The organism is Enterobacter sp. CC120223-11 (assembly GCF_900215375.1).
Taxonomy (GTDB): Bacteria; Pseudomonadota; Gammaproteobacteria; order Enterobacterales; family Enterobacteriaceae; genus Scandinavium.
Genome location: NZ_OBEF01000004.1, coordinates 171,365 through 195,389 on the forward strand (window position 1 = coordinate 171,365; position 24,025 = coordinate 195,389).

Annotated in this window: 23 protein-coding genes; 12 read left to right on the forward strand and 11 right to left on the reverse strand. The window is 56.5% G+C overall.

Annotated features, from left to right (window positions below; genetic code table 11):
- Window positions 1-90 precede the first annotated feature (90 nt).
- On the forward strand, window positions 91-381 hold the full coding sequence (locus CRO87_RS06600) for a hypothetical protein (protein WP_097162138.1): 291 nt from the start codon (window positions 91-93) through the stop codon (window positions 379-381).
- Window positions 382-524: 143 nt separating this feature from the next.
- Here CRO87_RS06600 and gss read toward each other — a convergent pair whose 3' ends face one another.
- Complete coding sequence (gene gss / locus CRO87_RS06605; protein WP_097162139.1) at window positions 525-2,393, reverse strand: bifunctional glutathionylspermidine amidase/synthase; 1,869 nt, start codon at window positions 2,391-2,393, stop codon at window positions 525-527.
- Window positions 2,394-2,543: 150 nt separating this feature from the next.
- On the opposite strand from gss, the gene CRO87_RS06610 reads away from it, so the two are divergent.
- Entirely contained in the window at window positions 2,544-3,092 is a 549-nt protein-coding gene (locus CRO87_RS06610) for a thioredoxin domain-containing protein (RefSeq protein ID WP_097162140.1), read from the forward strand.
- A gap of 110 nt (window positions 3,093-3,202) precedes the next feature.
- On the opposite strand, the gene CRO87_RS06615 is transcribed toward CRO87_RS06610, so the two are convergent.
- Window positions 3,203-4,618 carry an aldehyde dehydrogenase family protein gene (locus CRO87_RS06615; RefSeq protein ID WP_097162141.1) on the reverse strand — a complete coding sequence of 472 codons (1,416 nt, stop codon included), beginning with the start codon at window positions 4,616-4,618 and terminating at the stop codon, window positions 3,203-3,205.
- Between the two features lie 104 nt (window positions 4,619-4,722).
- Here CRO87_RS06615 and CRO87_RS06620 point away from each other — a divergent pair, with 104 nt between their 5' ends.
- From CRO87_RS06620 to CRO87_RS06630, 3 genes are all read left to right on the forward strand, one after another.
- Window positions 4,723-5,616, forward strand: coding sequence for a LysR family transcriptional regulator (locus CRO87_RS06620; RefSeq protein ID WP_097162142.1), 894 nt, complete (start codon window positions 4,723-4,725; stop codon window positions 5,614-5,616).
- A 68-nt stretch (window positions 5,617-5,684) separates the two neighbouring features.
- Complete coding sequence (gene yghU, locus CRO87_RS06625) at window positions 5,685-6,551, forward strand: glutathione-dependent disulfide-bond oxidoreductase (RefSeq protein WP_097162143.1); 867 nt, start codon at window positions 5,685-5,687, stop codon at window positions 6,549-6,551.
- A gap of 110 nt (window positions 6,552-6,661) precedes the next feature.
- Window positions 6,662-7,684 (forward strand): sensor domain-containing diguanylate cyclase, encoded by a 1,023-nt coding sequence (locus CRO87_RS06630; RefSeq protein ID WP_097162144.1) that lies wholly within the window; start codon window positions 6,662-6,664, stop codon window positions 7,682-7,684.
- Here CRO87_RS06630 and CRO87_RS06635 read toward each other — a convergent pair.
- The 3 genes from CRO87_RS06635 to yghX all read right to left on the reverse strand — a co-directional run bounded on the left by CRO87_RS06635 (window position 7,634) and on the right by yghX (window position 10,603).
- A complete protein-coding gene (locus CRO87_RS06635) occupies window positions 7,634-7,921 on the reverse strand; it encodes a DUF2623 family protein (protein WP_097162145.1) in 288 nt (95 codons plus the stop codon). The two genes, CRO87_RS06630 and CRO87_RS06635, sit on opposite strands and share 51 nt — an antisense overlap.
- Before the next feature lie 65 nt (window positions 7,922-7,986).
- Complete coding sequence (locus CRO87_RS06640) at window positions 7,987-9,606, reverse strand: methyl-accepting chemotaxis protein (protein ID WP_097162146.1); 1,620 nt, start codon at window positions 9,604-9,606, stop codon at window positions 7,987-7,989.
- 109 nt (window positions 9,607-9,715) lie between these two features.
- Complete coding sequence (gene yghX, locus CRO87_RS06645) at window positions 9,716-10,603, reverse strand: YghX family hydrolase (RefSeq protein ID WP_097162147.1); 888 nt, start codon at window positions 10,601-10,603, stop codon at window positions 9,716-9,718.
- 110 nt (window positions 10,604-10,713) lie between these two features.
- Between yghX and CRO87_RS06650 the strand changes: the two genes are divergently transcribed.
- Entirely contained in the window at window positions 10,714-11,754 is a 1,041-nt protein-coding gene (locus CRO87_RS06650; protein WP_097162148.1) for an aldo/keto reductase, read from the forward strand.
- A gap of 170 nt (window positions 11,755-11,924) precedes the next feature.
- On the opposite strand, the gene CRO87_RS06655 is transcribed toward CRO87_RS06650, so the two are convergent.
- Window positions 11,925-12,428 (reverse strand): ESA_00282 family adhesion-associated protein, encoded by a 504-nt coding sequence (locus CRO87_RS06655; protein ID WP_369680098.1) that lies wholly within the window; start codon window positions 12,426-12,428, stop codon window positions 11,925-11,927.
- Window positions 12,429-12,531: 103 nt separating this feature from the next.
- Here CRO87_RS06655 and CRO87_RS06660 point away from each other — a divergent pair, with 103 nt between their 5' ends.
- Entirely contained in the window at window positions 12,532-12,936 is a 405-nt protein-coding gene (locus tag CRO87_RS06660; RefSeq protein WP_097162150.1) for a hypothetical protein, read from the forward strand.
- A gap of 3 nt (window positions 12,937-12,939) precedes the next feature.
- On the forward strand, window positions 12,940-13,371 hold the full coding sequence (locus CRO87_RS06665; RefSeq protein WP_097162151.1) for a cytoplasmic protein: 432 nt from the start codon (window positions 12,940-12,942) through the stop codon (window positions 13,369-13,371).
- On the opposite strand, the gene CRO87_RS06670 is transcribed toward CRO87_RS06665, so the two are convergent.
- The 3 genes from CRO87_RS06670 to exbB all read right to left on the reverse strand — a co-directional run bounded on the left by CRO87_RS06670 (window position 13,372) and on the right by exbB (window position 16,200).
- Window positions 13,372-14,826, reverse strand: a complete 1,455-nt coding sequence (locus CRO87_RS06670) for a methyl-accepting chemotaxis protein (protein WP_097162152.1) — start codon at window positions 14,824-14,826, stop codon at window positions 13,372-13,374.
- A gap of 210 nt (window positions 14,827-15,036) precedes the next feature.
- Window positions 15,037-15,462: a TonB system transport protein ExbD gene (exbD, locus tag CRO87_RS06675; protein ID WP_097162153.1), complete on the reverse strand. Its 426-nt coding sequence runs from the start codon at window positions 15,460-15,462 to the stop codon at window positions 15,037-15,039.
- Between the two features lie 6 nt (window positions 15,463-15,468).
- Entirely contained in the window at window positions 15,469-16,200 is a 732-nt protein-coding gene (gene exbB / locus CRO87_RS06680) for a tol-pal system-associated acyl-CoA thioesterase (protein WP_097162154.1), read from the reverse strand.
- Between the two features lie 251 nt (window positions 16,201-16,451).
- Between exbB and metC the strand changes: the two genes are divergently transcribed.
- Both metC and yghB read left to right on the forward strand, forming a co-directional pair.
- Window positions 16,452-17,639 (forward strand): cystathionine beta-lyase, encoded by a 1,188-nt coding sequence (gene metC, locus CRO87_RS06690; RefSeq protein WP_097162155.1) that lies wholly within the window; start codon window positions 16,452-16,454, stop codon window positions 17,637-17,639.
- 130 nt (window positions 17,640-17,769) lie between these two features.
- On the forward strand, window positions 17,770-18,429 hold the full coding sequence (yghB, locus tag CRO87_RS06695; RefSeq protein WP_097162156.1) for a DedA family general envelope maintenance protein YghB: 660 nt from the start codon (window positions 17,770-17,772) through the stop codon (window positions 18,427-18,429).
- A 39-nt stretch (window positions 18,430-18,468) separates the two neighbouring features.
- Here the strand turns inward: yghB and CRO87_RS06700 are convergent, their stop codons facing one another.
- Entirely contained in the window at window positions 18,469-19,368 is a 900-nt protein-coding gene (locus CRO87_RS06700) for an AraC family transcriptional regulator (RefSeq protein WP_097162157.1), read from the reverse strand.
- Window positions 19,369-19,561: 193 nt separating this feature from the next.
- Here CRO87_RS06700 and yqhD point away from each other — a divergent pair, with 193 nt between their 5' ends.
- Window positions 19,562-20,725: an alcohol dehydrogenase gene (gene yqhD, locus CRO87_RS06705; protein WP_097162158.1), complete on the forward strand. Its 1,164-nt coding sequence runs from the start codon at window positions 19,562-19,564 to the stop codon at window positions 20,723-20,725.
- 188 nt (window positions 20,726-20,913) lie between these two features.
- Window positions 20,914-21,741, forward strand: coding sequence for a 2,5-didehydrogluconate reductase DkgA (gene dkgA, locus CRO87_RS06710; RefSeq protein ID WP_097162159.1), 828 nt, complete (start codon window positions 20,914-20,916; stop codon window positions 21,739-21,741).
- Between the two features lie 41 nt (window positions 21,742-21,782).
- Here the strand turns inward: dkgA and CRO87_RS06715 are convergent, their stop codons facing one another.
- The gene (locus CRO87_RS06715; RefSeq protein ID WP_097162160.1) at window positions 21,783-24,020 is read right to left on the reverse strand and encodes a YgiQ family radical SAM protein; all 2,238 of its coding nucleotides are present in this window, start codon (window positions 24,018-24,020) and stop codon (window positions 21,783-21,785) included.
- Between the last annotated feature and the right edge of the window lie 5 nt (window positions 24,021-24,025).

A 24,025-nucleotide genomic window follows, 5' to 3' on the forward strand; every position in this document is an offset into this window, starting at 1 on the left:
CAGACAGGACTGAAGTCCTGTTCGTGGGAATTTTTTAAAGACTACTTTTGTGATTTTCATTTCAAATAACGTTTATAAATGGAGTTTTCAATGAGAGAATTAACGCTATCAGATATTCATGAGGTATCGGGCGCAGGCTTTATTAAAGATGGGCTGGGATCGCTGGGTGGCAAGCTCGGTGATGCGGGTTACAAAATGGTCAGCGGCTCAATCGGTGTGAATATTCCGGTGATTGGCGATATTAACCTTGGCGATACCCTACCTGACCTTGGGAAAACTATCGGCACGGCCATCGGTGAACAGATTGGCGGGAATATAGAATCATCTATTGCCAAAATTCCAGGCATTGGCTCCATTCTCAACGGCTGGTTAGGGAATTAATTCTCCGGCATCGTCGTGGCAACCAACACCCTCTGAATCGTTTCGACGAACGCCCTAAGCAGTCATCGGCCAGGCAGAAACTGACGCCGTTAATACAATAAACCCGCCTTTCGGCGGGTTTTACTTTTAAAACAGCGAACACGCTATGCAGAATGGTCCTTCTCCACAATCAGCGGTTCGATATCACTCTCTTTCTTGATGACCAGTGAATCATCGCCACGCAGGCAGGTGCCGCCGTAGTTGCCGCCGACGGTAAAGGTGCAGACCTGAATGTACTTGCCGGCGACGTTTGGCAGGCACCATAGCTGCTGGTAGATGTTTTTACGATCGACAAACTTCCCTGAGCTTTGATCCAGCAATTCATCATCGTGACTGACAAGGTCGATATTGCTACCGCAGCGGCCCGAAATAGGTTTCACCGCGTAGCCGGTTTTCGCTAATTCATCGTTGACGACAAAATCCGTATCCAGCAGATAACGGTGATTCGGGAAGAGCTGCCAGAGCACCGGCAGAATGGCTTTGTTGCCCGGCACCACCGTCCACAGCGGTTCGAAGACCATCACTTCCGGGCGCAGCAGCACGTCAATCAGGCGCACTTCGTTGTCCGGATGCCCGGTGCGAATCGGCACGGCGGCAAACTCGGTTTCGCTCACTTCACGCACCTGCTCGATAGCCGTTTCCCAGGCCCAGGTTTTCCACACGCAGTTCACCGGACGATTGTCACCGTCAATCAGCTGCCCGGCGGCATCCCAGCGCAGCTCATCAAGGCCGTAAAGAATTTTGCTTTCGAATCCGGCATCCGTCAGCGCCTTTTGCATAAAGCGGGCGTGATAGTTTTCCTCCAGATCCTTGTCCTGCATGATGTGGACGAACGGCCGCGCGCTGCTGTGTTTCCACGCGCCAATCAACTCGCTCAGCAACCCTTCAGAAGGGTTATAGCCTTCACCGCAATAGCCGGTTTTCGCCCACTGCTCCAGAATCAGGCCGCCTTCGGTGTGACACGACGCGGAATCGGCGTTGTATTCGTAGACCTTCAGGCCACGCTCATCCATGCAGAAATCCATGCGCCCGGTGATCATGTCGTGACGACGGCGCTGCCAGGAAAGGCGCAGGCGTGGCCAGAGGATTTTCGGAATGTCGAACAGCGCCAGCAGCGAATCATCCTTCATCACCTTGTCGGTGGCGTGCAGGTACATCAAATGCAGCTCGTTGGTGGCTTTCACCAGCTCCTGTTCGGCGCATTCGGTGATGGTGAAATACTGGCAGGGATCTTTATTGATGAAATGCCCGTTGGCGCGAACGTAGGCGGCCTGTAACGGTTCCTGCTCGTTCAGCCATGCGCCGTCAAACTGGCCTTTATTTTCCAGACGCGCGCCCTGAATATTCAGCGCTTTCCCCGGCAATGCAGGCTGCGGCAGGCTGTGCTCGCTGTTATCCGTCTGGATCATCCAGCCGAGAATCGTGGTGTCATCGAAGGTATCTTCAATGGTGTAGCGCCCGTCTTTCACCACCAGCGTCAGCTCGCGGGTCCACTGCTGGCCCTGCGGCAGCGGGTGATGAATCACGTTCTGTTCGGCAACGCGGACCTTGTTACCGATAAGCTGCGTGATCACGGCAACGTGGCCGGTTTCATTAAACTCACCGCCCTTCTGCCAGATCAGCAGCGAGCCCGCGACCGGCGGACGCTCAGAACCATTAGCAAACGCCTGTAACGGCAGCAGATTGTCGTTCACGACCTGGCGCAAAAAGCGCAACGAGAAAATCTCATAGGCCATTCCAACGTCGGTAAAGACAAAGCCGTAGGTCAGAAACAGGAAGCGGCGCGCGAACTCCACGCACTGCCACTTGTGGCCCATGTATTCGTTATCGATATAGCTGCGAAAAGAGACATCGCTGTGCGAGAAGTCAGGATCTAAACTGCTGTAGTTTGAGGAGTAAATCGCTACGCCTCCCGGCGCATACCCTAACAAGGTTCCAAAAGGGGCATCACTGCCGGACATTCCAGTACTCATTGTTCCTACCTGATTTTTTGTTCGGGGGAGCAGGCGGCTGGCGAAAATCCTGTCGTCGTCTGCGGATTGCCAATGTTCTGACAGAAGTGGCTTAATCATACACCTCGCGGATAAGATAATCGAAACGACAACACAACATCAGGAGTCAACATGAGCTTACAGGCACAGGCGCTGGAATGGGGTCATGGCGCAAAAACTTTCGAGGTTTTTCTGGAACCTACCTGTCCCTTCTCGGTTAAGGCGTTCAACAAACTTGACGCCCTGCTGGCAAAGGTTGGGGAAGAAAACGTGACGGTGAAAATCCGTTTGCAGTCACAGCCGTGGCATATGTTCTCGGGCGTGATCGTTCGCTGCATCCTCGCCGCCTCAACGCTGCCGGACGGCAAAGCCAAAGCCAAAAAGGTGATGCAGGCGGTGGCAGACAATCGTGAAGAGTTTGAGTTTACAGATCACTGCAGCGGGCCGAATATGCAGGCCACGCCGCAGGAGATTGTGGAACGTATTGAGCGCTACAGTGGCGTGAAAGTGTCAGAAGCTTTTGCGGTGCCAGAACTGCAAACCGTCATTAAGTGGCATTGTAAATACGCCCGGCAGAACGGCATTCACGTCTCCCCGACGTTTATGGTAAACGGCCTGGTGCAGCCTGATTTAGGCAGCGGGGATGATATTTCCGTTTGGGCCGAGCGGATTCTGGCGTAACCACTGAGTATTGCCCGGTGTCTGATTGCCCGGTGGCGGCAGACGCCTTACCGGGCCTACAAAATATAACTTTGGGCCGGGCAAGCAACGCGCCGCCCGGCAATTCAGCCTTATCCCACCAGCAGCGTTTTCGCTTCCAGGTACGCCTGCATCCCCCATTTGCCCATTTCACGGCCCAGACCGGACTGCTTCACGCCGCCGAACGGGGCTTTTGGCTCATGCGCCATCGTGTTCACCAGCACTCGGCCAGACTCGATTTGCTGCGTGACGCGCACTGCACGTTCGGTATCGCCGCCAAGCACCATCGCGCTGAGGCCGTAAGTCGTGTCGTTGGCGATCGCCAGTGCTTCGGCTTCGTCGCCGTAAGGGATCATCACCAGCACCGGGCCGAAGATCTCTTCGCGCGCTATACGCATCTGGTTATGGCCGACAAACAGCGTCGGCTTCACGCCCCAGCCTTGTGCCATGCCCGCCGGACGCCCTTCGCCGCCCGCCAGCAGCTTCGCGCCCTCTTCCACGCCAAGGCGGATATAGTCCTGCACCCGCTGCCACTGCTTGCGGCTGACCATCGGGCCGATTTCTGTTCTCTCATCACGCGGATCGCCGGACTGCACCTGGCTTACCGCCCCGGCAAACGCCTGCTCAAATTCCGTCTGCCGACTGCGCGGCACCAGAATACGCGTCCCGGCCACGCAAGCCTGCCCGCTGTTCATAAAGCCTGCCGCCAGCGCCAGCGGCACGGCCTGAGCAGGATCGGCATCGTCCAGAATAATCGTCGGTGACTTCCCGCCCAGCTCCAGCGTGACGCGCTTCAGCGTCCTCGCGCCGCTTTCCACGATGTGTTTGCCTACCGCCGTCGAACCAGTAAAGGAGATCTTGGCGATATCCGGGTGATGATTAATCACCTCACCGACCACCTCGCCGCGCCCGGTAACGATATTGAACACGCCCGCCGGAATCTCTGCCGCATGCAGCGCTTCGGTCACAATCTGCGTCTGCATGGCGCTCATTTCACTCGGCTTTATCACCGCCGTACAGCCCGCCGCCATTGCCGTCGCAAGCTTATTGCAGATAAAACCAGCGTCGCTGTTCCACGGCGTAATCAGGCCCGCTACGCCAACCGGCGTCATGATCACCTGCGCGCTGCCCGCCTGTTCTACAAATTCAAAAGACTCCAGCGCCTCAATGGCCTGAGCAATGACGTCCGCAGGATATTGCGCCATCCAGCGGCTTCTGGAACGTGGCGCGCCGTATTCGGTAACAATCGCTTCGAACAGGTCATCTTCACGCGCCGCCACCGCCGCATGCATACGTTTCAGCACCGCGATGCGCTCTTCTTTACTCGTACGTGACCAGGCGGGGAAAGCGGCTTTAGCGGCCGCAATCGCCCGTTCGGCATCGACTTCGTCGGCGAGGCGCACGGTGCCAATCACCGCCTCAGTAGCCGGATTGTAAAGCTCAAAGCGCTCTTCGCCGTGCGGAGTGACGAACTCGCCGTTGATGTAAATGCTGTCGATGCGCTGCATGGTGTTCTCCACGAATTCAGTTTGTGGAGCGAGTATAGAAACGGATGACCGCCACGATAAGAGGGTCTATCCTGAATGGACTGTCACGAAAATCGGGATAATCTATGCATCGCACAGGAATCACGGAGCTGGAAGTGGTGCTCGCCGTTGCCCATCGTCAAAGCTTTCGCGCCGCCGCACGCGAGCTCGGCATGTCCGCCACGGCGGTAAGCAATGCCGTCGCTGGGCTGGAAAGTCGTCTGAAAGTCCGGCTGTTCAACCGCTCCACCCGCAGCGTGGCGCTGACGCCCGCAGGCGAGCGCTATGTCGAACGCATCGCGCCTGCGCTGGCTGAAATTCAGCGTGCATCGGAAGAAATCACCGCCCAGCCCGATACACCCACCGGCACGCTGCGTATTAATGCCCCGCAGGAGAGCGTGTCGATACTCTATGAGCCGCTTATCGACACCTTCCTGAAGCGCTTCCCGCAAATGCGGCTGGAAATAACCAGCGAGTCCCGGCTGGTGGATATTGTGGCGGAGGGCTATGACGCGGGGATCCGCCTGGCGGAATCCGTGCCGCAGGACATGATTGCCGTGCCGCTCACGCCGGAAATTCGCATGCGGGTTGTCGCCACGCCGGAATATTTCGCCGAGCATGGCACGCCGCAGTCGCCGGATGATTTACTGAAGCATCAGAGCGTCGGCATGCGCATGTCGCACGGTGGGATTTATCACTGGGAGCTGGAGCGCAACCAGCAGAAATTCAACGTCAACGTGCCGCCGCGGATCGTGCTCAACGAAATGCGCGCCATCCACCGCGCCGCGCTCAGCGGGATCGGCATCGCGTTTATCTCCAACGGGTTTGTGGATAAGGATATTGCCGCCGGACGCCTGGTCAGCGTAATGGACGAGTGGAGTCAGCCGTTCGGCGGCCTGCAACTCTACTACCCCGGCAGACGTCACGTTCCCCCGGGGCTGAAGGCCTTTATTGGCCTGGCGCAGGAATTACGCCGCTGAATGTTAAAGCCCGGCTTTTTGACCTGCTACACTGCCTGAATACTTCAACCAACAAACCAGGTACTCATATGTCTGACACCAACTATCAGCCTCCGAAAGTCTGGGAGTGGAAAAAGAACAACGGCGGCGCGTTCGCCAACATTAACCGCCCGATCTCCGGCCCGACGCACGAAAAGGCGCTGCCGGTCGGCACGCACCCTTTGCAGCTTTATTCCCTCGGCACGCCGAATGGCCAGAAAGTCACGATCATGCTGGAAGAACTTCTGGCGCTCGGCGTAACAGGAGCCGAATACGACGCCTGGATGATCCGCATTGGCGAAGGCGATCAGTTCTCCAGCGGCTTTGTCGATGTGAACCCGAACTCCAAAATTCCGGCCCTGAGCGATCATTCAGTCAATCCGCCGCTCCGCGTGTTTGAGTCCGGTTCGATCCTGCTCTATCTGGCGGAAAAATTTGGCCACTTCCTGCCCAAAGATCCGGCCGCGCGCACCGAAGCGCTGAACTGGCTGTTCTGGCTGCAGGGCGCGGCGCCGTTCCTCGGCGGCGGCTTCGGCCACTTCTATAACTATGCGCCGGTGAAAATTGAGTACGCGATTGATCGCTTCACAATGGAAGCCAAGCGCCAGCTGGACGTGCTGGACAAGCAGCTGGCGAAAAACCGCTACGTGGCGGGTGAAGAGTACAGCATCGCCGATATGGCCATCTGGCCGTGGTACGGCAACGTGGTGCTCGGCGCGGTGTATAACGCGGCAGAGTTCCTCGATGCTGAAAGCTACAAAAACGTGCTGCGCTGGGCGCAGGACGTGGGCAATCGCCCGGCGGTGAAGCGTGGACGCATCGTCAACCGTGCGCAGGGGCCGCTCAACGAGCAGTTGCATGAGCGCCACAGCGCCAGCGATTTCGACACCAATACTGAAGATAAGCGTCAGAGTTAATCCTTCCCGCCGACCGGACGTCATCGTCCGGTCACTTTTTTCTCACATCATATTTACACGCCAATACATTATTAGTATGAATATGGTTCCTGTTCGCATTTGGCCCGCAAATGTCTGAAATTTCACTTAAGTTACAGATCCAGAATCTGAAAAAGCATAACGCTCGCCTGCTGCGCATCGCCCGTGATGCAAAAAGCAAGCTCAGCGCTGCGCTGGACGGTACGGGACTGTGCTTATGGCAGCTGGATATTCCGAGCGGGAAACTGATTATTTATAACCGCCGCTGGGGCGCGATGCTCGGCTATCAGCCCAAAGCCCTGAGCGCTCGTTTCGACGTGTGGCGGGAGCACCTGCACCCGGAAGATAAGCAGCGGGTTTTAGACGCGTTTTACAGTCATCTGGAAGGTAAAGCCCCCTATTACGAAGCGCTGCACCGAATGCTGCACAGCAACGGCACCGTCACCTGGGTTTTAGATCGCGGGCGCGTGAGCGAGTGGGACGCCGACGGCAGGCCGCTGAAGGTCACTGGCACCCACATCGACATGACCAAAGAGAAGCAGTACGAAGAGCAGCTTTCTCAGCTGGCAAACCACGATCCGCTGACCGGGCTCGCCAACCGCCACGCGCTGCTGAAGCACTTTTCCCGCATGCAGCAGGACGAGGCAATGTGCGTGGCCTTTATCGATTTAGACGATTTTAAAGCGGTGAACGACCGGTTTGGTCACCGCTGCGGCGATGAACTGCTGATCCAACTGAGCCAGCGCCTGCGCGAAGCCTGCCCGCCGGAATCTGTCGTCGGGCGACTCGGCGGCGATGAGTTTGTGCTGCTGCTGCCGTTCTCGCTCAACAGTTTGCTGGTGTGGAGCACCGCCCACAACTGCCTGCGCGCGGCGCTGACGCCGTTTGAACTGGCAAGCGGGACGGCCAGCGTCGGGGCGTCAATTGGTATCAATGAGGTGCAGGCCGAAGATGATTTCAGCGCGGCACTTTTGCGGGCCGATATTTCGATGTATCAGATTAAGCACACCGGCAAAAACGGCGCGGCGATTGGTCAGACGCTGATTTCGCTGTCAAACGAAGACTCAGCGCTCGACGCGGTAGCCCGCCATGAAGTAGCGAACCGCCGCCTCTGAATTATTTTCGCGGAAAAAATCCATCACCATATCTTTATCGAGGCCGTAGCGGCGCGTCAGTACGCCCGCTTCCCAGGCGCTGAGCTGCCTGTCACCGGTCTGCTCAAACATTCGGTGGCTAAACCCCAGCACAAATCCCCGTTTGTAATCGGCGCAAAACTGCCCGACGTTTGCCGCCGCCTCGGCCTGCGCCGCATTCAGCCCGGCTATCAGACCTTTACCAAAATGGTTGTCCATCGCTTGCCCTCAAATCGCTATATAAAAAATTATATAGCGATATTTTAAGCATTATCCAGCGATTTTTAGAAAGCTACCCATTCTGGGGAAGAGAGGGGTTTTCGCGAAGGAGGCGTTGCGGGTTCAGTGACGGCGTCCTCTGCGGATAAACGGAACTGCTGCACCGAGCGCTGGAGCGCCTGGGTTTGCTGCTCCAGAGCGGAAGCTGCGGCGGAAACCTGCTCCACCAGCGAGGCGTTTTGCTGGGTGACGCTGTCCATCTGGGTGATGGCGATGCCGACCTGGGAGATCCCTTTGCTCTGCTCCGCCGACGCGCTGGCAATCTGCTTCATCAGGGCCGTCACTTCCTGCACGGCACGGAGGATGGCGTCCATTGTGCTGCCGGTGTCGTTCACCAGCCGCACGCCGCTGTCGATGCGGGTGACGGAATCAGTAATCAGCCCCTCAATCTCTTTTGCCGCGCCGGCGCTGCGGCTTGCCAGATTGCGCACTTCTCCGGCAACGACCGCAAACCCGCGTCCCTGCTCGCCCGCCCGGGCCGCTTCCACCGCCGCGTTCAGCGCCAGAATGTTGGTCTGGAAAGCGATGCTGTTGATGACGGTGGTAATTTCAGCAATTTTCTTCGAGCTGTCGGCAATGCCGGACATGGTCTCCACCACGGAGCCCACCAGCCTGCCGCCTTTGCTTGCGGTTTGGGAGGCAACGTCCGCCAGCTGGCTTGCCTGCTGCGCGTTATCGGCGTTCAGCCTGACGGTGGCAGTCAGCTGCTCCATGCTCGCTGCCGTTTCTTCCAGCGCGGACGCCTGTTCTTCCGTGCGTGAAGAGAGGTCGTTATTGCCGGAGGAGATTTCCGTCGCGCCGCGCCAGATGTTTTCACTGCCGTGACGAATTGAGCTGACCGCATCACGCAGGCTGTCCTGCATGCTGTTCAGCAGTGGCACCAGTTGCCCCACACAGTTGCGGCCAAACGGCGACATCGACTCACTGAGATCGCCCTGCGCCATCAGGCGGAAATGGTGGCGAACTTGCTCAAGTGGCTTCACCAGCATCGTCACCAGGTAGCGGTCGGAAAAGATGAGCAATAACAGACCTATAACCACAGCTGCGATAATAAGCGTACGGGTAACGGAGGTCAGGTGATCGACCACCACGCGGGTCTGATCGAGGGCGATACTGGCCTGGGCGTTAAATTTCTCCGTACTCGCACCGAAGGCTCGACTGAGCGCAGGTGTGACGTTGTTGGCCTGCTGTCGATACTCTTCTACAGAACCCTGAGCCGCCAGCTCCATCTGACGCGCGACGCCGTTATCCAGCAGCGCCTGCCAGCTGGCGAGAGTTGCAGCAGAAACCTGCGCATCCATCGGCCCTGGCGACATCGCTTTCAGCGCTTCAAGCTTTGAACGCATGTTGTCCAGCGCCTGTTGCGCCGGGGCGAAATCTGCCGCGCCGCCTGCCTCTTTGCTCTCCATCGCCCGACTGAGACGGGTGACAAAACGAAAATACTGATCGTTGCCCTGGCTTAGCAGCGTCATCTGTTTCACCAGCGCTCTGTCCACTTCATTGCCCTGGGAAAGTTTCGACAAAGAGTGGACGCTGTACAGCCCGACGCCGGACCACAGCAGACCAAAAATGCCGAGGATGATCAGCATGACCATCCGGATAGTAAAGTTACGAAGCAAATGCATGAATTCTCCTGGCCGTTGCAAGGTTATTGTGACAAGCATCACAGTTACCTCGTTATCGGCAGCGCCCGGAGAATTCCTAACCTTTTGTGATTATATTTTTGTGAAACTTTCACTTCAGGTAGCGGTTGAACCACTCAAGGGTACGTTTCCATGCCAGCTCCGCAGCGGCCTGGTCATAGCGCGGCGTAGAATCATTATGAAAACCGTGGTTCACGCCCGGATAGACATAGCCTTCATAGACTTTATGATTTGCCTTCAGCGCCTGCTCATAGGCGGGCCAGCCTTCGTTGATGCCCTTATCCAGCCCGGCATAGTGCAAAAGCAACGGTGCTTTAATTTTGGGGACGTCGGCAACCGCTGGCTGGCGGCCATAAAACGGCACCGCGCAGGCCAGTTCCGGATAAGCCACCGCAGCCGCATTACACACGCCTCCGCCATAGCAGAAACCGGTGATCCCGACTTTGCCCGTTGCCTGCGGATGGCGCTGCATAAACTCAACGGCGGCGAAAAAGTCGTTCATCAGCTTCGTCGGATCGACCTGCTGCTGAAGCGCACGCCCTTCATCGTCGTTCCCAGGATAGCCGCCCACCGAACTCAGCCCGTCCGGAGCCAGCGCAATAAACCCGGCTTTGGCGACGCGGCGTGCCACGTCTTCAATATAGGGATTAAGGCCACGATTTTCGTGGACAACGACCACCGCAGGGAACTTACCGCTGCCGCCAGTGGGCGTCACCTGATAGCCGCGCACCTTACCGTGACCGTTCGGGGAGGGGTATTCGATATATTCCGGCTTGATGGCCGGGTCGGTGAACGCCACCTGCTCCGCCAGCGCGTAGTTGGGCTTGAGCAAATTAAACAGCGCCAGCGCTGTGACACCACCCACCGCGTATTTGCCCGCGAGATGCAGAAATTCACGCTTGGTAATTTTGCCGTGGGCGTAATAGTCGTAGTAGTCGAGCAACTCCTGAGGAAAGTCTTTCGCCGTCATTCGGGTCATCGCATTCTTCCTTTTCAACTGCCAGCTCTGTGATCGCCCGGGCTTACTGGAACCTTTTCAGGCGCTAATATAGAAACGTTGTTTCAAAATATAGACCAGAAGGAGCTTATATGTCATGGCTTGCCCGTTCCGACCGTTATGAACAGATGCAGTACCGCTATTGCGGCAACAGTGGGCTGCAGCTGCCCGCCCTGTCGCTGGGGTTATGGCACAGTTTTGGTCACGTTCAGTCGCTCGATTCCCAGCGTGCGCTGCTGCGTAAAGCCTTTGATTTGGGCATTACTCATTTCGATCTTGCTAATAACTATGGCCCACCGCCGGGCAGCGCAGAGGAAAACTTTGGCCGCCTGCTGCGGGAAGATTTTGCGGCTTACCGTGATGAACTGATTATTTCGACGAAAGCGGGCTACGACATGTGGCCTGGCCCTTACGGTTCCGGCGGTTCACGCAAGTATCTGCTGGCAAGCCTCGACCAGAGCCTGAAACGCATGGGCCTCGACTATGTCGACATCTTCTATTCCCATCGCGTTGATGAAAAAACACCGATGGAAGAGACTGCCGCGGCGCTGGCTCAGGCCGTGCAGAGCGGAAAAGCGCTGTACGTGGGCATTTCGTCTTATTCGACCGAGCGTACTCAACAAATGGTAGCGCTGCTGCGCGAGTGGAAAATTCCGCTGCTGATCCACCAGCCCTCCTATAACCTGCTGAACCGTTGGGTCGATAAAACCGGGCTGCTTGATACGCTGGAAGAGAACGGCGTCGGCTGCATCGCCTTCACGCCATTGGCCCAGGGGCTGCTGACGGGGAAATACCTGAACGGCATCCCGGACGGATCCAGAATGCAGACCGAAGGGAAAAAAGCGCGCGGGCTGACGGAAAATATGCTCAGCGAAAGCAATCTGCAAAGTCTTCGACTGCTGCAGGAAATGGCACAGTCGCGCGGGCAGAGCATGGCACAGATGGCGCTGAGCTGGCTGCTGAAGGATAACCGAGTGACGTCGGTACTGATTGGTGCCAGCCGCCCGGAGCAGCTGGAGGAGAATGTGCAGGCGCTGAACAACCTCACCTTTACCCCGCAGGAGCTGGCGCAGATTGACCAGCACGTCGCCGACGGGCAGCTGAATTTATGGCAGGCTTCCTCGGATAAGTAAGGTTCACCCCTCTCCCCGGCCCTCTCCCAAAGGAAGAGGGAGAGAGTCAAAATCCACTCCGGTGAATTTGCTCTCCTCGGGGAGAGGGAAAATCAAAACGCGCTCCGTTCGATTCCCTCTCCCTTTGGGAGAGGGTTAGGGAGAGGGCATCCGCCGGACTGGCAACAACATCAAACCGCCTGCGGGTCTACCTTTGGGCGCTGAAACTCCGGCCACACCAGCGCCACCAGCGACGGATAGGCATTCAGGCTAAATTCGCGGAAGCACTGCTGGAGGTTGAGCACATCGAGGTCGCCCTGGGGCACCTTTTCACCATTAAGGCAGCGCTTTTTGATATTGTCATAATACTTGTATACTGCCGAATTGAGATCGCTGCAGCGCCGCTGGGCGTCAAACAACCCCTCGGTGGCATTTAATTCAGTGATGCTCATCCGTTTTATTGTGGCATGAAGAAAATCAATATATTCATGATTAACACGCCAGTACCATACCGGTGTTATCGCATTCATCAGCGTAGAGAAGTGGTCTTCACCCTCTTCTTTGCTCAGCATTTTCACCGAAAGAGGCGCAGGCGTTTCTTCCGTCACTTCATTTTTAAACAGACCAGAGATGATTAAAAGAATAACAACCGTGAGCACCAGCAATGCGATCACAAAATAGATAATACTGTTCATGGTTGGCTCCATTTTTTTTGATTTTAAATTTACGCCATGATATTGTCAACAAACCTCACACCTTTACCTCCCTTATCTCATTGAAACTAAAAGGACATCAGTCATGATACCCGAGTCACTGATCCCGGCACGTTTCCATATCTCAAACACCGAGCAAAATAACCCGACAGCAGAAAGTGACACTAATTTAGCTCAGGGAAAGAGAACCCTCGCAAATTTTTCCGCTGATATATTAGCCACGCCAGGTGGCAGCGGTCAGTCACGCAATATGCTACTGGAAGAACGCGACCGCCATATTACCGACAGGCTGTTCCGCGTGCTTAAAATTGAAGCTTTTGCGCGCGTGCTTAATGATTTACAAATTGAAGGGGAAATTGACGCGCAGGAATTAAGCCAAATCATTGCCAAACACACCGATAAAATTAATGAAGAAGGCAGCGAAATTTGGCTTAATTTGATCACGCGTGAAAAAACCACATCTCTATTTTACGACTTTCAGGCTGAATAAAAAATGAAAGAGGGTGAGAATAATAACGTTTATTTGACTTTAGACGACAAAAAAAGCGACGAAGTCGTTCTGCAGCATAATCTCCAGGCGCTCAATAATGAAAAAAATGCAGTCATCGCCGAGATTGCCCGCGCCCTCGTCTCGATACCTGCGGCGCTTGTGCGCATGAAGTGGCAGTATCGCCGGGAGATTTACGCCTTTCAGGTCAAGGAAGAGATTTACGGCGCGGCGCTGGCAGAAATCATCCAGCGCAATCCGCAGCTGAAAGAGAAAATCCTCGCGCATATTGAAGCCAGCTATCAGCACATTCTGGCTCGTGAAACGGCCACGCTGCGCCTGTCACGGAAGCTGTCGGATGGCAACTGTCGAACCACCAGCGTCAATATCGTTGCACCGCAGGAATCCGCTGCGGTGCCCGCAGCGAATAAAACCTGATCACACCAGTCTGAAGACCGAAATTGCGGTCTTCAGCTCACCCGTTTGCCACTGCTGTTGCTGCGCCACCTGCATCGTTTGCGCCACGTGCCGCACGTTTTCCTGCACGCTGGCATCTATGCTCGATATGCTGCCGTTGATTTGCAGAATACTCGCCCGCTGCTGCTCGCTCATCAGCGACAGCGCCTCTACCAGACTGTGCAGACTTTCGATACTGCCAATCATCACCTGCATGGTCTTCCCGGCCTGCTCTACCTGATCGGCGCCCTGCTGCGTGCTCTCCACCGAGGCGGCTATCAGTTGGCGAATATCCTTCGCCGCGCTTTCACAACGCAGCGCCAGCGTCCTGACCTCGGCGGCCACTACGGCGAAACCTTTGCCGTGCTCACCGGCCCTCGCCGCCTCCACCGACGCGTTCAGCGACAGAATATTGGTCTGAAACGCGATACCGTCAATCAGTTCGAGAATGCCGTTAATCCGCAATGATTCGTCGCGAATATGGACCATCGACGCCATTGCCGCCCGAATGTTCTCCCCGCCCTGCTGCGCCACATCGCTGGCCTTCAGCGCCAGGCCACGTGCCTCGCTCGCCTTCTCACTGGTTTGCGCCGCCGCGCCTAACAGCTGCTCCATGGCGCTGGCCGCAACGGCTAACGACTGCGCCTGGTTATCCGTGCGCTCCGACAACGCGGTATTGCGCTGCAATAAGGTCTGCGCGTCTTCCAGAAGCTGCGTCACGCCATGAGTCACCTGTTCGAGCGTGCTGCGCATAGTGCCGAGGGTCAGGCTGAAGGTACGGGCAAACGAGGAGTGCCCGGGAGAGGTTTCCTGCGTCAGCGTCAGAATGCCGGGTTCACGATTGATGACCGATGCGAGCTTTGCCACTTCACTGGCCGAGCGCGCATCCTGCTCCATCCGCAGCGCCATCAGCACCAGGATGATGGCCTGAGCCACAACGAACGCCGCATGCATCAGCACCATATGCAGCCCGGCACCCATCGCAAACACCACCACGCCAAAAAGGTCGTATTCCTGCAGATAGTTGAATAGCAAATGATGCACGGCTATTACCGCGGCCCCCATTACCAGTGGCTTCCAGTCACGCCAGGCGAGCAGGGCCGAGAGCAGCACAAACACAGAGAAGTGATATTCCGTTTCGCCTTCTCCCAGTTGGATCAGCAGCGCGGAGTAACCCATCAAAATAAAGGCAAGCAGCAGTCGCGTGACCAGCCGGCCCGGCATGAGCAGGCAGGCAAGCGTCGCCAGCCCCGCGAGCAGGCTTGCGCCAATCAGGGCGATAACGGCCTGGGCCATCAGCACGCCAAGCGCCAGGCTGATGGCCCAGAGGATCCACACCAGAGCCAGCATCAGGCGGTCGGCACGGCGGCGAATAGCAGAGAGAGAAATCAGGTCACGAGAGGGAGAGGCTGTGTGAAATAAAGTCGGGAGGGCCATAGTGGTTCCTCATACTGTACAGGGGATGTTTTTATAATGTTCCTGAATAAGCGTAGAGAAGTTTGCAGGGCGCGCCAGTGGCAGAAGGAAAATAATCAGGATATATCAGTGGGTTATCAATTTCACTTTAGTCTCTATTGCCGCCAGACACGCTAAAAAAAGGGCATAAAAAAACCGGCCATTGGCCGGTTCTTCATGGTTTCAGCGCGGTTATTTCGCCGCGGCGTGCTCTTCACCCACAAGGCCGATTTTCAGGTAACCCGCCTGATGCAGGGTATCCATCACCTTCATCATCGTCTCGTAGTTCACGGTTTTATCCGCGCGGAAGAAGATGGTGGTGTCTTTCTTGCCTTCGGTCAGGGCGTTGATCGCGTTCACCATCGTTTCGTCGGTGATCGGATCATTGCCGAGGAACATGCTGTTATCCGCTTTCACCGACAGATACACCGGCTTGTCCGGGCGCGGCTGCGGTTGGCTGGAGGAGGCCGGCAGATTGACCTTCACATCTACGGTTGCCAGCGGTGCGGCTACCATAAAGATAATCAGTAGCACCAGCATGACGTCGATAAACGGCGTCACGTTGATCTCATGCATTTCGCCGTTGTCGTCCAGATTTTCGTTCAGACGCATTGCCATTGGCTATCACCCTACCCGTAATTTCTGGGCGGTACGTACCGGCGGCGTGCCGCTGGCATTGAGGTCGAGGTCACGGCTCTGCAGCAGCAGAACCTGGGCGGCCACATCACCGAGCAGCGCTTTGTGGCTGCCAATCATGCGGGCAAAAATGTTGTAGATAACCACGGCAGGAATCGCGGCAAACAGGCCGATGGCGGTTGCCAGCAGCGCTTCTGCGATGCCCGGTGCAACGACAGCGAGGTTTGTGGTCTGCGTCTGGGCAATGCCGATGAAGCTGTTCATGATGCCCCAGACGGTACCGAACAGGCCAATGAACGGGGAGATTGCGCCGATGGTCGCCAGGTAGCCGTTGCCACGGCCCATATGACGGCCAGCCGCCGCTACACGACGCTCCAGACGGAAGCCGGTACGCTCTTTAATGCCTTCGTTATCTTCGGCACCTGCGGAGAGTTCCAGCTCGTTCTGCGCTTCGTTCAGCAACTGGACGCTGAGGCTTTTGGCCGGGAAGGCGGTAGCGATCTCGCTGGCCTGATTCAGGGAGCGGGCTTCGCCCAGCTGCTGCTGCTCTCGCTTGAGGCGGCGCTTTTGCGACAGCAGTTCGGTGCTTTTACTGAAGAAGATTGCCCAGGTGACAACCGATGCCAGAATCAGGCCGATCATAACCACTTTAACCACGATGTCGGCATGATGATACATACCCCAAACGGAGAGATCCGCCTGCATCAAATTATTACCCACTCTGTTTCTCCAGGATCTAAATCACAAAATCTGAGCGTAATGATATCAAAAAGTCGTCGAATTGATAGTCGTTCTCATTACTATTTACATATTGACGCAATCATCGCTAAGTTTCATTGCGCTCACGCAGTAAAAAAGGTGCTTTGCCGCATTCTGGCAAAATTTTCTGCTTAATCTCTGCGCCAGTCGTATTTCACCGCGCAACCATGTTAGTTTAGACGTCCAGACGTATAAAAACAGGTAAGGCGAACATGTCCGATAAGCAACTTGATACCGTGCTGGTGAACGCTGGCCGCAGTAAAAAATATACCCTAGGCTCGGTGAACAGCGTCGTTCAGCGCGCATCATCCCTGGTTTTCGAAACGGTGGAAGCCAAAAAGCACGCCACGCGCAATCGCGCAAAGGGTGAACTCTTTTACGGCCGCCGCGGTACGCTGACTCACTTCTCTTTGCAGGAAGCCATGTGCGAGCTGGAGGGCGGTGCAGGCTGTGCCCTGTTCCCCTGTGGCGCGGCCGCGGTGGCGAACTCTATTCTGGCGTTTGTCGAACATGGCGATCACGTCCTGATGACCAATAGCGCCTACGAGCCGAGCCAGGACTTCTGCACAAAAATTCTTGCCAAACTCGGCGTCACCACCGGCTGGTTCGACCCGCTGATTGGCGCAGGCATCGCCGACCTGATTCAGCCCAACACCAAAGTTGTGTTCCTGGAATCTCCTGGCTCGATCACCATGGAAGTGCATGACGTACCGGCCATCGTGAGCGCAGTGCGCCGCGTGGCGCCAGAGGCCATCATCATGATCGACAACACATGGGCAGCGGGCGTGCTGTTTAAAGCGCTTGAGTTTGATATCGATATTTCCATTCAGGCCGCCACTAAATACCTGATTGGACACTCGGACGGCATGATAGGCACCGCCGTTGCCAACGCCCGCTGCTGGGATCAGCTGCGTGAAAACGCCTACCTGATGGGACAGATGGTGGATGCGGACACCGCCTATATGACCAGCCGTGGCCTGCGCACCCTGGGCGTGCGCCTGCGTCAGCATCACGAAAGCAGTCTTAAAATTGCCGAATGGCTGGCACAGCATCCGCAGGTAGAACGCGTGAATCATCCTGCGTTACCGGGAAGCAAAGGCCATGAGTTTTGGAAACGAGACTTTACGGGCAGCAGCGGCCTTTTCTCATTTGTTCTCAAAAAACGCCTGAGCGACAGCGAACTTGCGGCCTATCTCGATAACTTTACGCTCTTCAGCATGGCCTACTCCTGGGGTGGCTACGAGTCGCTGATCCTGCCGAATCAGCCGGAACAGCTGGCCGCCATTCGCCCTAACGGCAAGCCTGACTTCAGCGGCACGCTGATTCGACTGCACATCGGTTTAGAGAATGTTGACGATCTTCTCCTCGATTTAGCGGCGGGCTTTGAACGCATCGTGTAAAGTGGCCACCGATGGACACAATTTCAGACAGTCCCCGCAAAAACTGCCTGCATTGTTGCGCCCGGGATCAAGGCATCCCGGGTGATTCAGGAGTACACTACACAGAAAATGTCAGTCCACAGGAAAGTCCATGGTTGTTATCCAGGAGATTGCCGCCGCTCTCTGGCAGCATGATTTTGCCGCATTGGCGGATCCTCACATCGTGGGGGTTGTTTATCTGGTGATGTTTGCAACGCTATTTTTAGAAAATGGCCTTTTGCCTGCGTCTTTCTTACCCGGAGATAGCCTGCTGCTGCTCGCTGGCGCGCTTATTGCCAAAGGCGTGATGGACTTCGTGCCTACCTTAGCGATTCTCACGGCTGCGGCAAGCCTCGGTTGTTGGCTGAGCTATGTTCAGGGTCGCTGGTTGGGTAACACCAAAACGGTGAAGGGCTGGCTGGCGCAGCTTCCCGTAAAATATCATGAGCGTGCAACCTGCATGTTCGACAGGCATGGCCTGCTGGCCCTGCTCGCCGGGCGCTTTCTTGCGTTTGTCCGCACCCTGCTGCCGACCATGGCGGGCATTTCCGGTTTATCCAATCGTCGCTTCCAGTTCTTTAACTGGCTAAGCGCAGTGCTGTGGGTTGGCGTGGTGATGAGCTTTGGCTATGCCCTGAGCATGATCCCGTTTGTGAAACAGCATGAAGACCAGGTCATGACATTCCTGATGATCCTGCCGATATTCCTGCTGGTCGCGGGCCTGCTCGGCACGGTGATTGTGGTGATTAAGAAGAAGTTCAGCAACGCCTGATCCGTATTTAACCCTCTCCCAATGGGAGAGGGCTTCGCCCTACACGCCCTGCATCCCCCGAATACGCGCCGCATCTTCTCCCGGCGTGATCCCGAAGTAACGTTTAAATTCCCGGCTGAACTGCGACGCGCTCTCATAGCCGACCTTCATCGCTGCGGTGCTGGCCTTCAGGCCATCGTGCACCATCATCATCCGCGCTTTGTGCAGGCGGTAAGTTTTCAGATACTGCAGCGGCGAGGTGCTGGTCACCGACTTGAAGTTGTGATGAAACGCGGAGACGCTCATGTTGGCCTCCGCCGCCAGCTGGTCGACGCTCAGGTTTTCCGTGTACTGGCTCTCAATGCGTTTGAGCACGCGGCTTATCAGGCTGAAGTGCGTCTGACGGCTAACCAGCGCCAGCAGTGCCCCGCCTCGTGGCCCCATCAGTACGTGGTAGAGCATTTCGCGGATAATCTGTTTGCCTAATATTCTGGCGTCCAACGGGCGCTCCATCACGTCGAGCAGACGCTCGGCGGCGCAGAGGATCTCCTCGGACAGTTTGGCGGAGTTGATGCCACTCGCCGCCATCGACGGCTGGAACAGCTCGTCTTCGCCGATCTCCATCAACAGTTCCTGCAATTGCAGAATATCGACATTCAGCCGCAGGCCGGCCAGCGGCACCTCCGGCGTGGCAAAGGTTTCACATTCGAACGGTAACGGTACCGTCAGCAGCAGATATTCCGTGGCATCGTAGCGAAAGACGCGCTCATTGATATGGCCAATTTTATGGCCGGAAAAGAGAAAAACGATGCCGGGCTGGTACATTACCGGCGTGCGGGTACCGGGCTGCGTGCCATACAGCAGGCGAATCTCCGGCAGCAGCTGACTCAACTTTTCTTCATTATTTTTCAGCTGCTTAATCTTATCCGTCAGCAGCAGACAGGTCTCTTCGCGGTTCATGGTGAGCAATATCCCGGGCGCATTACGATGACTGTATTGTGGGCATAACTGTTCATATTCTCCAGTCACCTGGAGAAATGGGCAATACATCGGCAGCTTTGTGCATTGAGACAACTCGTCGGCAGGACCACAATACGCATCATCAGGTAGCCCCAGGTTGCCGTTTTTTCACCCGATATGAAGGGAATAAGCCATGTTTAATTTCGACCTGCATACTCCAACCCGTATTTTATTTGGTAAAGGCGCTATCGCCGATCTGCGTGAGCAGATCCCGGCCGATGCCCGCGTGCTGGTAACCTATGGCGGCGGCAGCGTCAAAAAAACCGGCGTGCTGGACCAGGTGCTGAGCGCCCTGAATGGCCTCGACGTGCTGGAGTTCGGCGGCATCGAGCCAAACCCCTCTTATGAAACGCTGATGAACGCAGTAAAAATCGCCCGCGATGAGAAGGTCACCTTCTTGCTGGCCGTTGGCGGCGGTTCCGTTCTCGATGGGACGAAATTTATCGCCGCAGCGGCGCATTACGCTGAAGGTGTCGATCCGTGGGAAATCCTGCAAACCGGCGGCAGCCACATTAAAAGCGCCATTCCGATGGGCTCCGTGCTGACGCTGCCTGCCACAGGTTCTGAATCCAACATGGGCGCAGTGGTCTCCCGCAAAACCACCGGCGACAAACAGGCGTTTATGAACCCGCTGGTGCGCCCGGTATTCGCCATTCTGGATCCGGTTTACACCTACACCCTGCCACCTCGCCAGGTCGCCAACGGCGTTGTGGATGCCTTCGTCCACACCGTTGAGCAGTACGTGACTTACCCGGTCAGCGGCAAAATTCAGGACCGCTTCGCCGAAGGTATTCTGCTGACGCTTATCGAAGAAGGCCCGAAGGCGCTGAAGGAGCCAGAAAACTACGACGTGCGCGCCAACGTGATGTGGGCGGCGACTCAGGCGCTGAACGGTCTGATCGGCGCAGGCGTGCCGCAGGACTGGGCAACGCACATGCTGGGCCACGAACTGACGGCAATGCACGGCCTGGATCACGCCCAAACGCTGGCCGTTGTCCTGCCATCGCTGTGGAATGAAAAACGCGACACCAAACGCGCCAAACTGCTGCAATATGCTGAACGCGTGTGGAACATCACCGAGGGCTCTGACGATGCGCGTATCGACGCCGCGATCGCCGCGACCCGTGAGTTCTTCGAAGCCATGGGCGTGCCGACGCGCCTGTCCGACTATGGCCTGGACGGCAGCACCATCCCGGCGCTGCTGAAAAAACTCGAAGAGCACGGCATGACGCAAATCGGCGAAAATCAGGATATTACCCTCGAGGTGAGCCGTCGCATTTACGAAGCGGCACGCTAAGGCTTTTTCCGCTCAACCTTTCGTTTTCTCGTATTTCGTCCAGACTTAATGTTACTGATTTGCCGGAGGGCACGTTCTCCTCCGGTAAATTTCATTTGACCCCCCGATTTATTCGAGTGACAGACAGCGGCCAATTAGTGCTGTCCGCGCATCTGTCGCCTGAAGTATGACGGGAAAAGGAGGAATGCATGACACATCCAACTCTTATCAAACTCCAGGACGGCAACGTAATGCCTCAACTGGGTCTTGGCGTGTGGAAAGCAGGCAACGAGGAAGTCGTTACCGCCATTCATAAGGCGCTGGAGGTCGGCTATCGATCCATTGATACCGCCGCGGCGTATAAAAATGAGGATGGCGTAGGCAAAGCATTAGCCAGCGCAGGCGTCGCGCGCGATGAGCTGTTCGTCACCACCAAGCTGTGGAATGACGATCAGAAGCGCCCGGCGGAGGCCCTGCAAGAGAGTCTTGATAAGCTTCAACTCGACTATGTCGATCTGTACCTGATGCACTGGCCTGTTCCCGCTATCGACCACTTCGTCGAAGCCTGGCGAGGCATGATTAAGCTTCAGGAGCAGGGGCTGGTGAAAAGCATCGGCGTGTGTAACTTCCAGATACACCACCTGCAACGGCTGATCGACGAAACAGGCGTCACGCCCGTCATTAATCAGATTGAGCTTCACCCGCTGATGCAGCAGCGTCAGCTCCATGCCTGGAACGCAACGCACAAGATCCAGACCGAGTCCTGGAGCCCGCTGGCGCAGGGCGGCGAAGGCGTGTTCGACCAAACCATTATTCGCCATCTGGCGGAAAAATATGGCAAAACCCCTGCACAGATTGTCATTCGCTGGCACCTCGACAGCGGCCTGGTGGTTATCCCGAAATCGGTCACTCCCGCGCGTATTGCAGAAAACTACGACGTCTGGGATTTCCGCCTGGATAAAGACGAGCTGGGAGAGATTGCTAAACTCGAACAGGGCAAACGACTCGGGCCGGACCCGGATCAGTTTGGCGGCTAAGCCCCAAAAGAAAAATGCCCGGTCAGTGACCGGGCATTTTTTTATGGCTTCGCAGCGCGCTTAGCGGCAGGCTTCGGCCCTCGGGCTACGGCGTTTCGCGGAGTGGAAGCCCCGGTTTTCGCGCCGCCCTGTGCAGGCTTGCGAGCGCCAGGATTACGCTGATGCGCGACAGGCGTGTGCTTGGTCAGCGCCGGGCGAGTGTGGCGATTCTGGCGACGCGCTTCACGCATTTCATCCAGCGTCGGCGACGGCACCAGGCATTCGCGACGGCCACCAATCAGGTGCTTTTTGCCCATATCTTCCAGCGCCTGACGAATCATCGGCCAGCCTGCCGGATCGTGGTAACGCAGCAGGGCCTTGTGCAGACGTCGCTGCTTATCGCCTTTCGGGATAAAGACTTCTTCACTCTTGTAGCCAATCTTACTCAGCGGGTTCTTGCCGGTGTAATACATGGTCGTCGAGTTGGCGAGCGGCGACGGGTAGAAGTTCTGCACCTGATCGAGACGGAAGCGGTTCTTCTTCAGCCACAGCGCCAGGTTCACCATGTCTTCATCGGTGGTGCCCGGGTGTGCCGAAATGAAGTAAGGGATCAGATATTGCTCTTTCCCGGCCTGTTTCGAGTAGGTATCGAACAGCTCCTTGAAGCGGTCGTAGCTGCCCATCCCCGGCTTCATCATCTTCGACAGCGGGCCTTCTTCGGTGTGCTCCGGCGCAATCTTCAGGTAGCCGCCGACGTGGTGCGTTGCCAGCTCTTTGATGTAGCGCGGATCTTCCACCGCAATGTCATAACGCACGCCGGAGGCGATCAGGATCTTTTTGATGCCTTTCAGATCGCGAGCGCGACGGTAGAGGTTGATCGTCGGCTCATGGTTGGTGTCCATGTGCTGACAAATATCCGGATAAACACACGACAGACGACGACAGGTTTGCTCGGCGCGCGGCGACTTACAACGCAGCATATACATGTTCGCCGTTGGGCCACCAAGATCGGAGATAATACCGGTAAAGCCCGGTACCGTGTCGCGAATCGCTTCGATCTCGTTGATGATCGAATCTTCTGAACGGCTTTGAATAATACGGCCTTCATGCTCGGTAATAGAACAGAAGGAGCACCCGCCAAAACAGCCGCGCATGATGTTGATCGAGAAACGGATCATTTCATATGCCGGAATGCGGGCATTGCCATACGCCGGATGCGGCACACGTTTGTACGGCAGCGCAAAGACGCTATCCATCTCTTCGGTGGAGAGCGGAATGGCCGGCGGGTTCAGCCAGATAAAACGATCGCCATGCTTTTGCATCAGCGCGCGGGCACAACCCGGGTTGGTTTCATGGTGCAGAATACGGGAGGCATGCGCGTACAGCACTTTGTCGGCTTTGACTTTCTCGTAAGACGGCAGCAGCACATAGGTTTTTTCCCATGGCTTGGGGCGCGGAGGCTGAACGACAATCGCCTTCGCTTCGGCTTTCTTTGGCTCAACCGGTTTGTTATCAGCACACGGCAGGTCTTCACCGTACGGATGCGGGATCGGGTCAATTTTACCTGGCATATCGATGATACGTGAATCCACACCGCTCCAGCCCGGCAGCGCTTCTTTCACCATGATCGCGGTGTTGCGCACGTCGCGAATATCACCGACAGCCTCACCCATCGACAGGCGATGAGCCACTTCCACCAGCGGACGCTCGCCGTTGCCGAAAATCAGCATGTCGGCTTTGGAATCCACCAGCACCGAGCGGCGTACGGTATCAGACCAGTAGTCATAATGCGCAGAGCGACGCAGGCTCGCCTCGATGCCGCCGAGGATCACTGGCACGTCTTTCCAGGCCTCTTTGCAGCGCTGGGTATAAACAAGCGTCGCGCGGTCCGGGCGCTTGCCCGCCAGGTTATCGGCGGTGTAGGCATCGTCGTGGCGCAGCTTACGGTCGGCGGTGTAGCGGTTGATCATCGAGTCCATGTTGCCCGCGGTCACGCCGAAGAACAGGTTCGGCTTGCCCAGACGCATGAAGTCTTCTTTGCTGTTCCAGTCCGGCTGGGAGATGATGCCGACGCGGAAGCCCTGGGCTTCGAGCATGCGTCCGCAGATGGCCATCCCGAAGCTCGGGTGATCGACGTAGGCGTCGCCCGTTACCAGAATAATGTCGCAGCTGTCCCAGCCGAGTTGATCCATCTCTTCCCGAGACATAGGTAAAAAAGGTGCCGGGCCAAAACAGGCCGCCCAGTACTGGGGCCAGGAAAAGAGATCGCGATCCGGTTGGATCAGGGAAATTGCGCTCATAGTGC

What these genes read in the sequence shown, in the direction of transcription:
- CRO87_RS06655 (WP_369680098.1), bottom strand. Translation starts at nt 12,428, where the DNA reads ATGAACAGTATTATCTATTTTGTGATCGCATTGCTGGTGCTCACGGTT.
- yghB (WP_097162156.1), top strand. Translation starts at nt 17,770, where the DNA reads ATGGTTGTTATCCAGGAGATTGCCGCCGCTCTCTGGCAGCATGATTTT.
- exbD (WP_097162153.1), bottom strand. Translation starts at nt 15,462, where the DNA reads ATGGCAATGCGTCTGAACGAAAATCTGGACGACAACGGCGAAATGCAT.
- metC (WP_097162155.1), top strand. Translation starts at nt 16,452, where the DNA reads ATGTCCGATAAGCAACTTGATACCGTGCTGGTGAACGCTGGCCGCAGT.
- CRO87_RS06615 (WP_097162141.1), bottom strand. Translation starts at nt 4,618, where the DNA reads ATGCAGCGCATCGACAGCATTTACATCAACGGCGAGTTCGTCACTCCG.
- CRO87_RS06640 (WP_097162146.1), bottom strand. Translation starts at nt 9,606, where the DNA reads ATGCATTTGCTTCGTAACTTTACTATCCGGATGGTCATGCTGATCATC.
- dkgA (WP_097162159.1), top strand. Translation starts at nt 20,914, where the DNA reads ATGACACATCCAACTCTTATCAAACTCCAGGACGGCAACGTAATGCCT.
- yghU (WP_097162143.1), top strand. Translation starts at nt 5,685, where the DNA reads ATGTCTGACACCAACTATCAGCCTCCGAAAGTCTGGGAGTGGAAAAAG.
- CRO87_RS06630 (WP_097162144.1), top strand. Translation starts at nt 6,662, where the DNA reads ATGTCTGAAATTTCACTTAAGTTACAGATCCAGAATCTGAAAAAGCAT.
- CRO87_RS06665 (WP_097162151.1), top strand. Translation starts at nt 12,940, where the DNA reads ATGAAAGAGGGTGAGAATAATAACGTTTATTTGACTTTAGACGACAAA.
- CRO87_RS06715 (WP_097162160.1), bottom strand. Translation starts at nt 24,020, where the DNA reads ATGAGCGCAATTTCCCTGATCCAACCGGATCGCGATCTCTTTTCCTGG.
- yghX (WP_097162147.1), bottom strand. Translation starts at nt 10,603, where the DNA reads ATGACCCGAATGACGGCGAAAGACTTTCCTCAGGAGTTGCTCGACTAC.
- CRO87_RS06620 (WP_097162142.1), top strand. Translation starts at nt 4,723, where the DNA reads ATGCATCGCACAGGAATCACGGAGCTGGAAGTGGTGCTCGCCGTTGCC.
- CRO87_RS06670 (WP_097162152.1), bottom strand. Translation starts at nt 14,826, where the DNA reads ATGGCCCTCCCGACTTTATTTCACACAGCCTCTCCCTCTCGTGACCTG.
- CRO87_RS06650 (WP_097162148.1), top strand. Translation starts at nt 10,714, where the DNA reads ATGTCATGGCTTGCCCGTTCCGACCGTTATGAACAGATGCAGTACCGC.
- CRO87_RS06700 (WP_097162157.1), bottom strand. Translation starts at nt 19,368, where the DNA reads ATGAACCGCGAAGAGACCTGTCTGCTGCTGACGGATAAGATTAAGCAG.
- gss (WP_097162139.1), bottom strand. Translation starts at nt 2,393, where the DNA reads ATGAGTACTGGAATGTCCGGCAGTGATGCCCCTTTTGGAACCTTGTTA.
- CRO87_RS06600 (WP_097162138.1), top strand. Translation starts at nt 91, where the DNA reads ATGAGAGAATTAACGCTATCAGATATTCATGAGGTATCGGGCGCAGGC.
- yqhD (WP_097162158.1), top strand. Translation starts at nt 19,562, where the DNA reads ATGTTTAATTTCGACCTGCATACTCCAACCCGTATTTTATTTGGTAAA.
- CRO87_RS06635 (WP_097162145.1), bottom strand. Translation starts at nt 7,921, where the DNA reads ATGGACAACCATTTTGGTAAAGGTCTGATAGCCGGGCTGAATGCGGCG.
- CRO87_RS06660 (WP_097162150.1), top strand. Translation starts at nt 12,532, where the DNA reads ATGATACCCGAGTCACTGATCCCGGCACGTTTCCATATCTCAAACACC.
- CRO87_RS06610 (WP_097162140.1), top strand. Translation starts at nt 2,544, where the DNA reads ATGAGCTTACAGGCACAGGCGCTGGAATGGGGTCATGGCGCAAAAACT.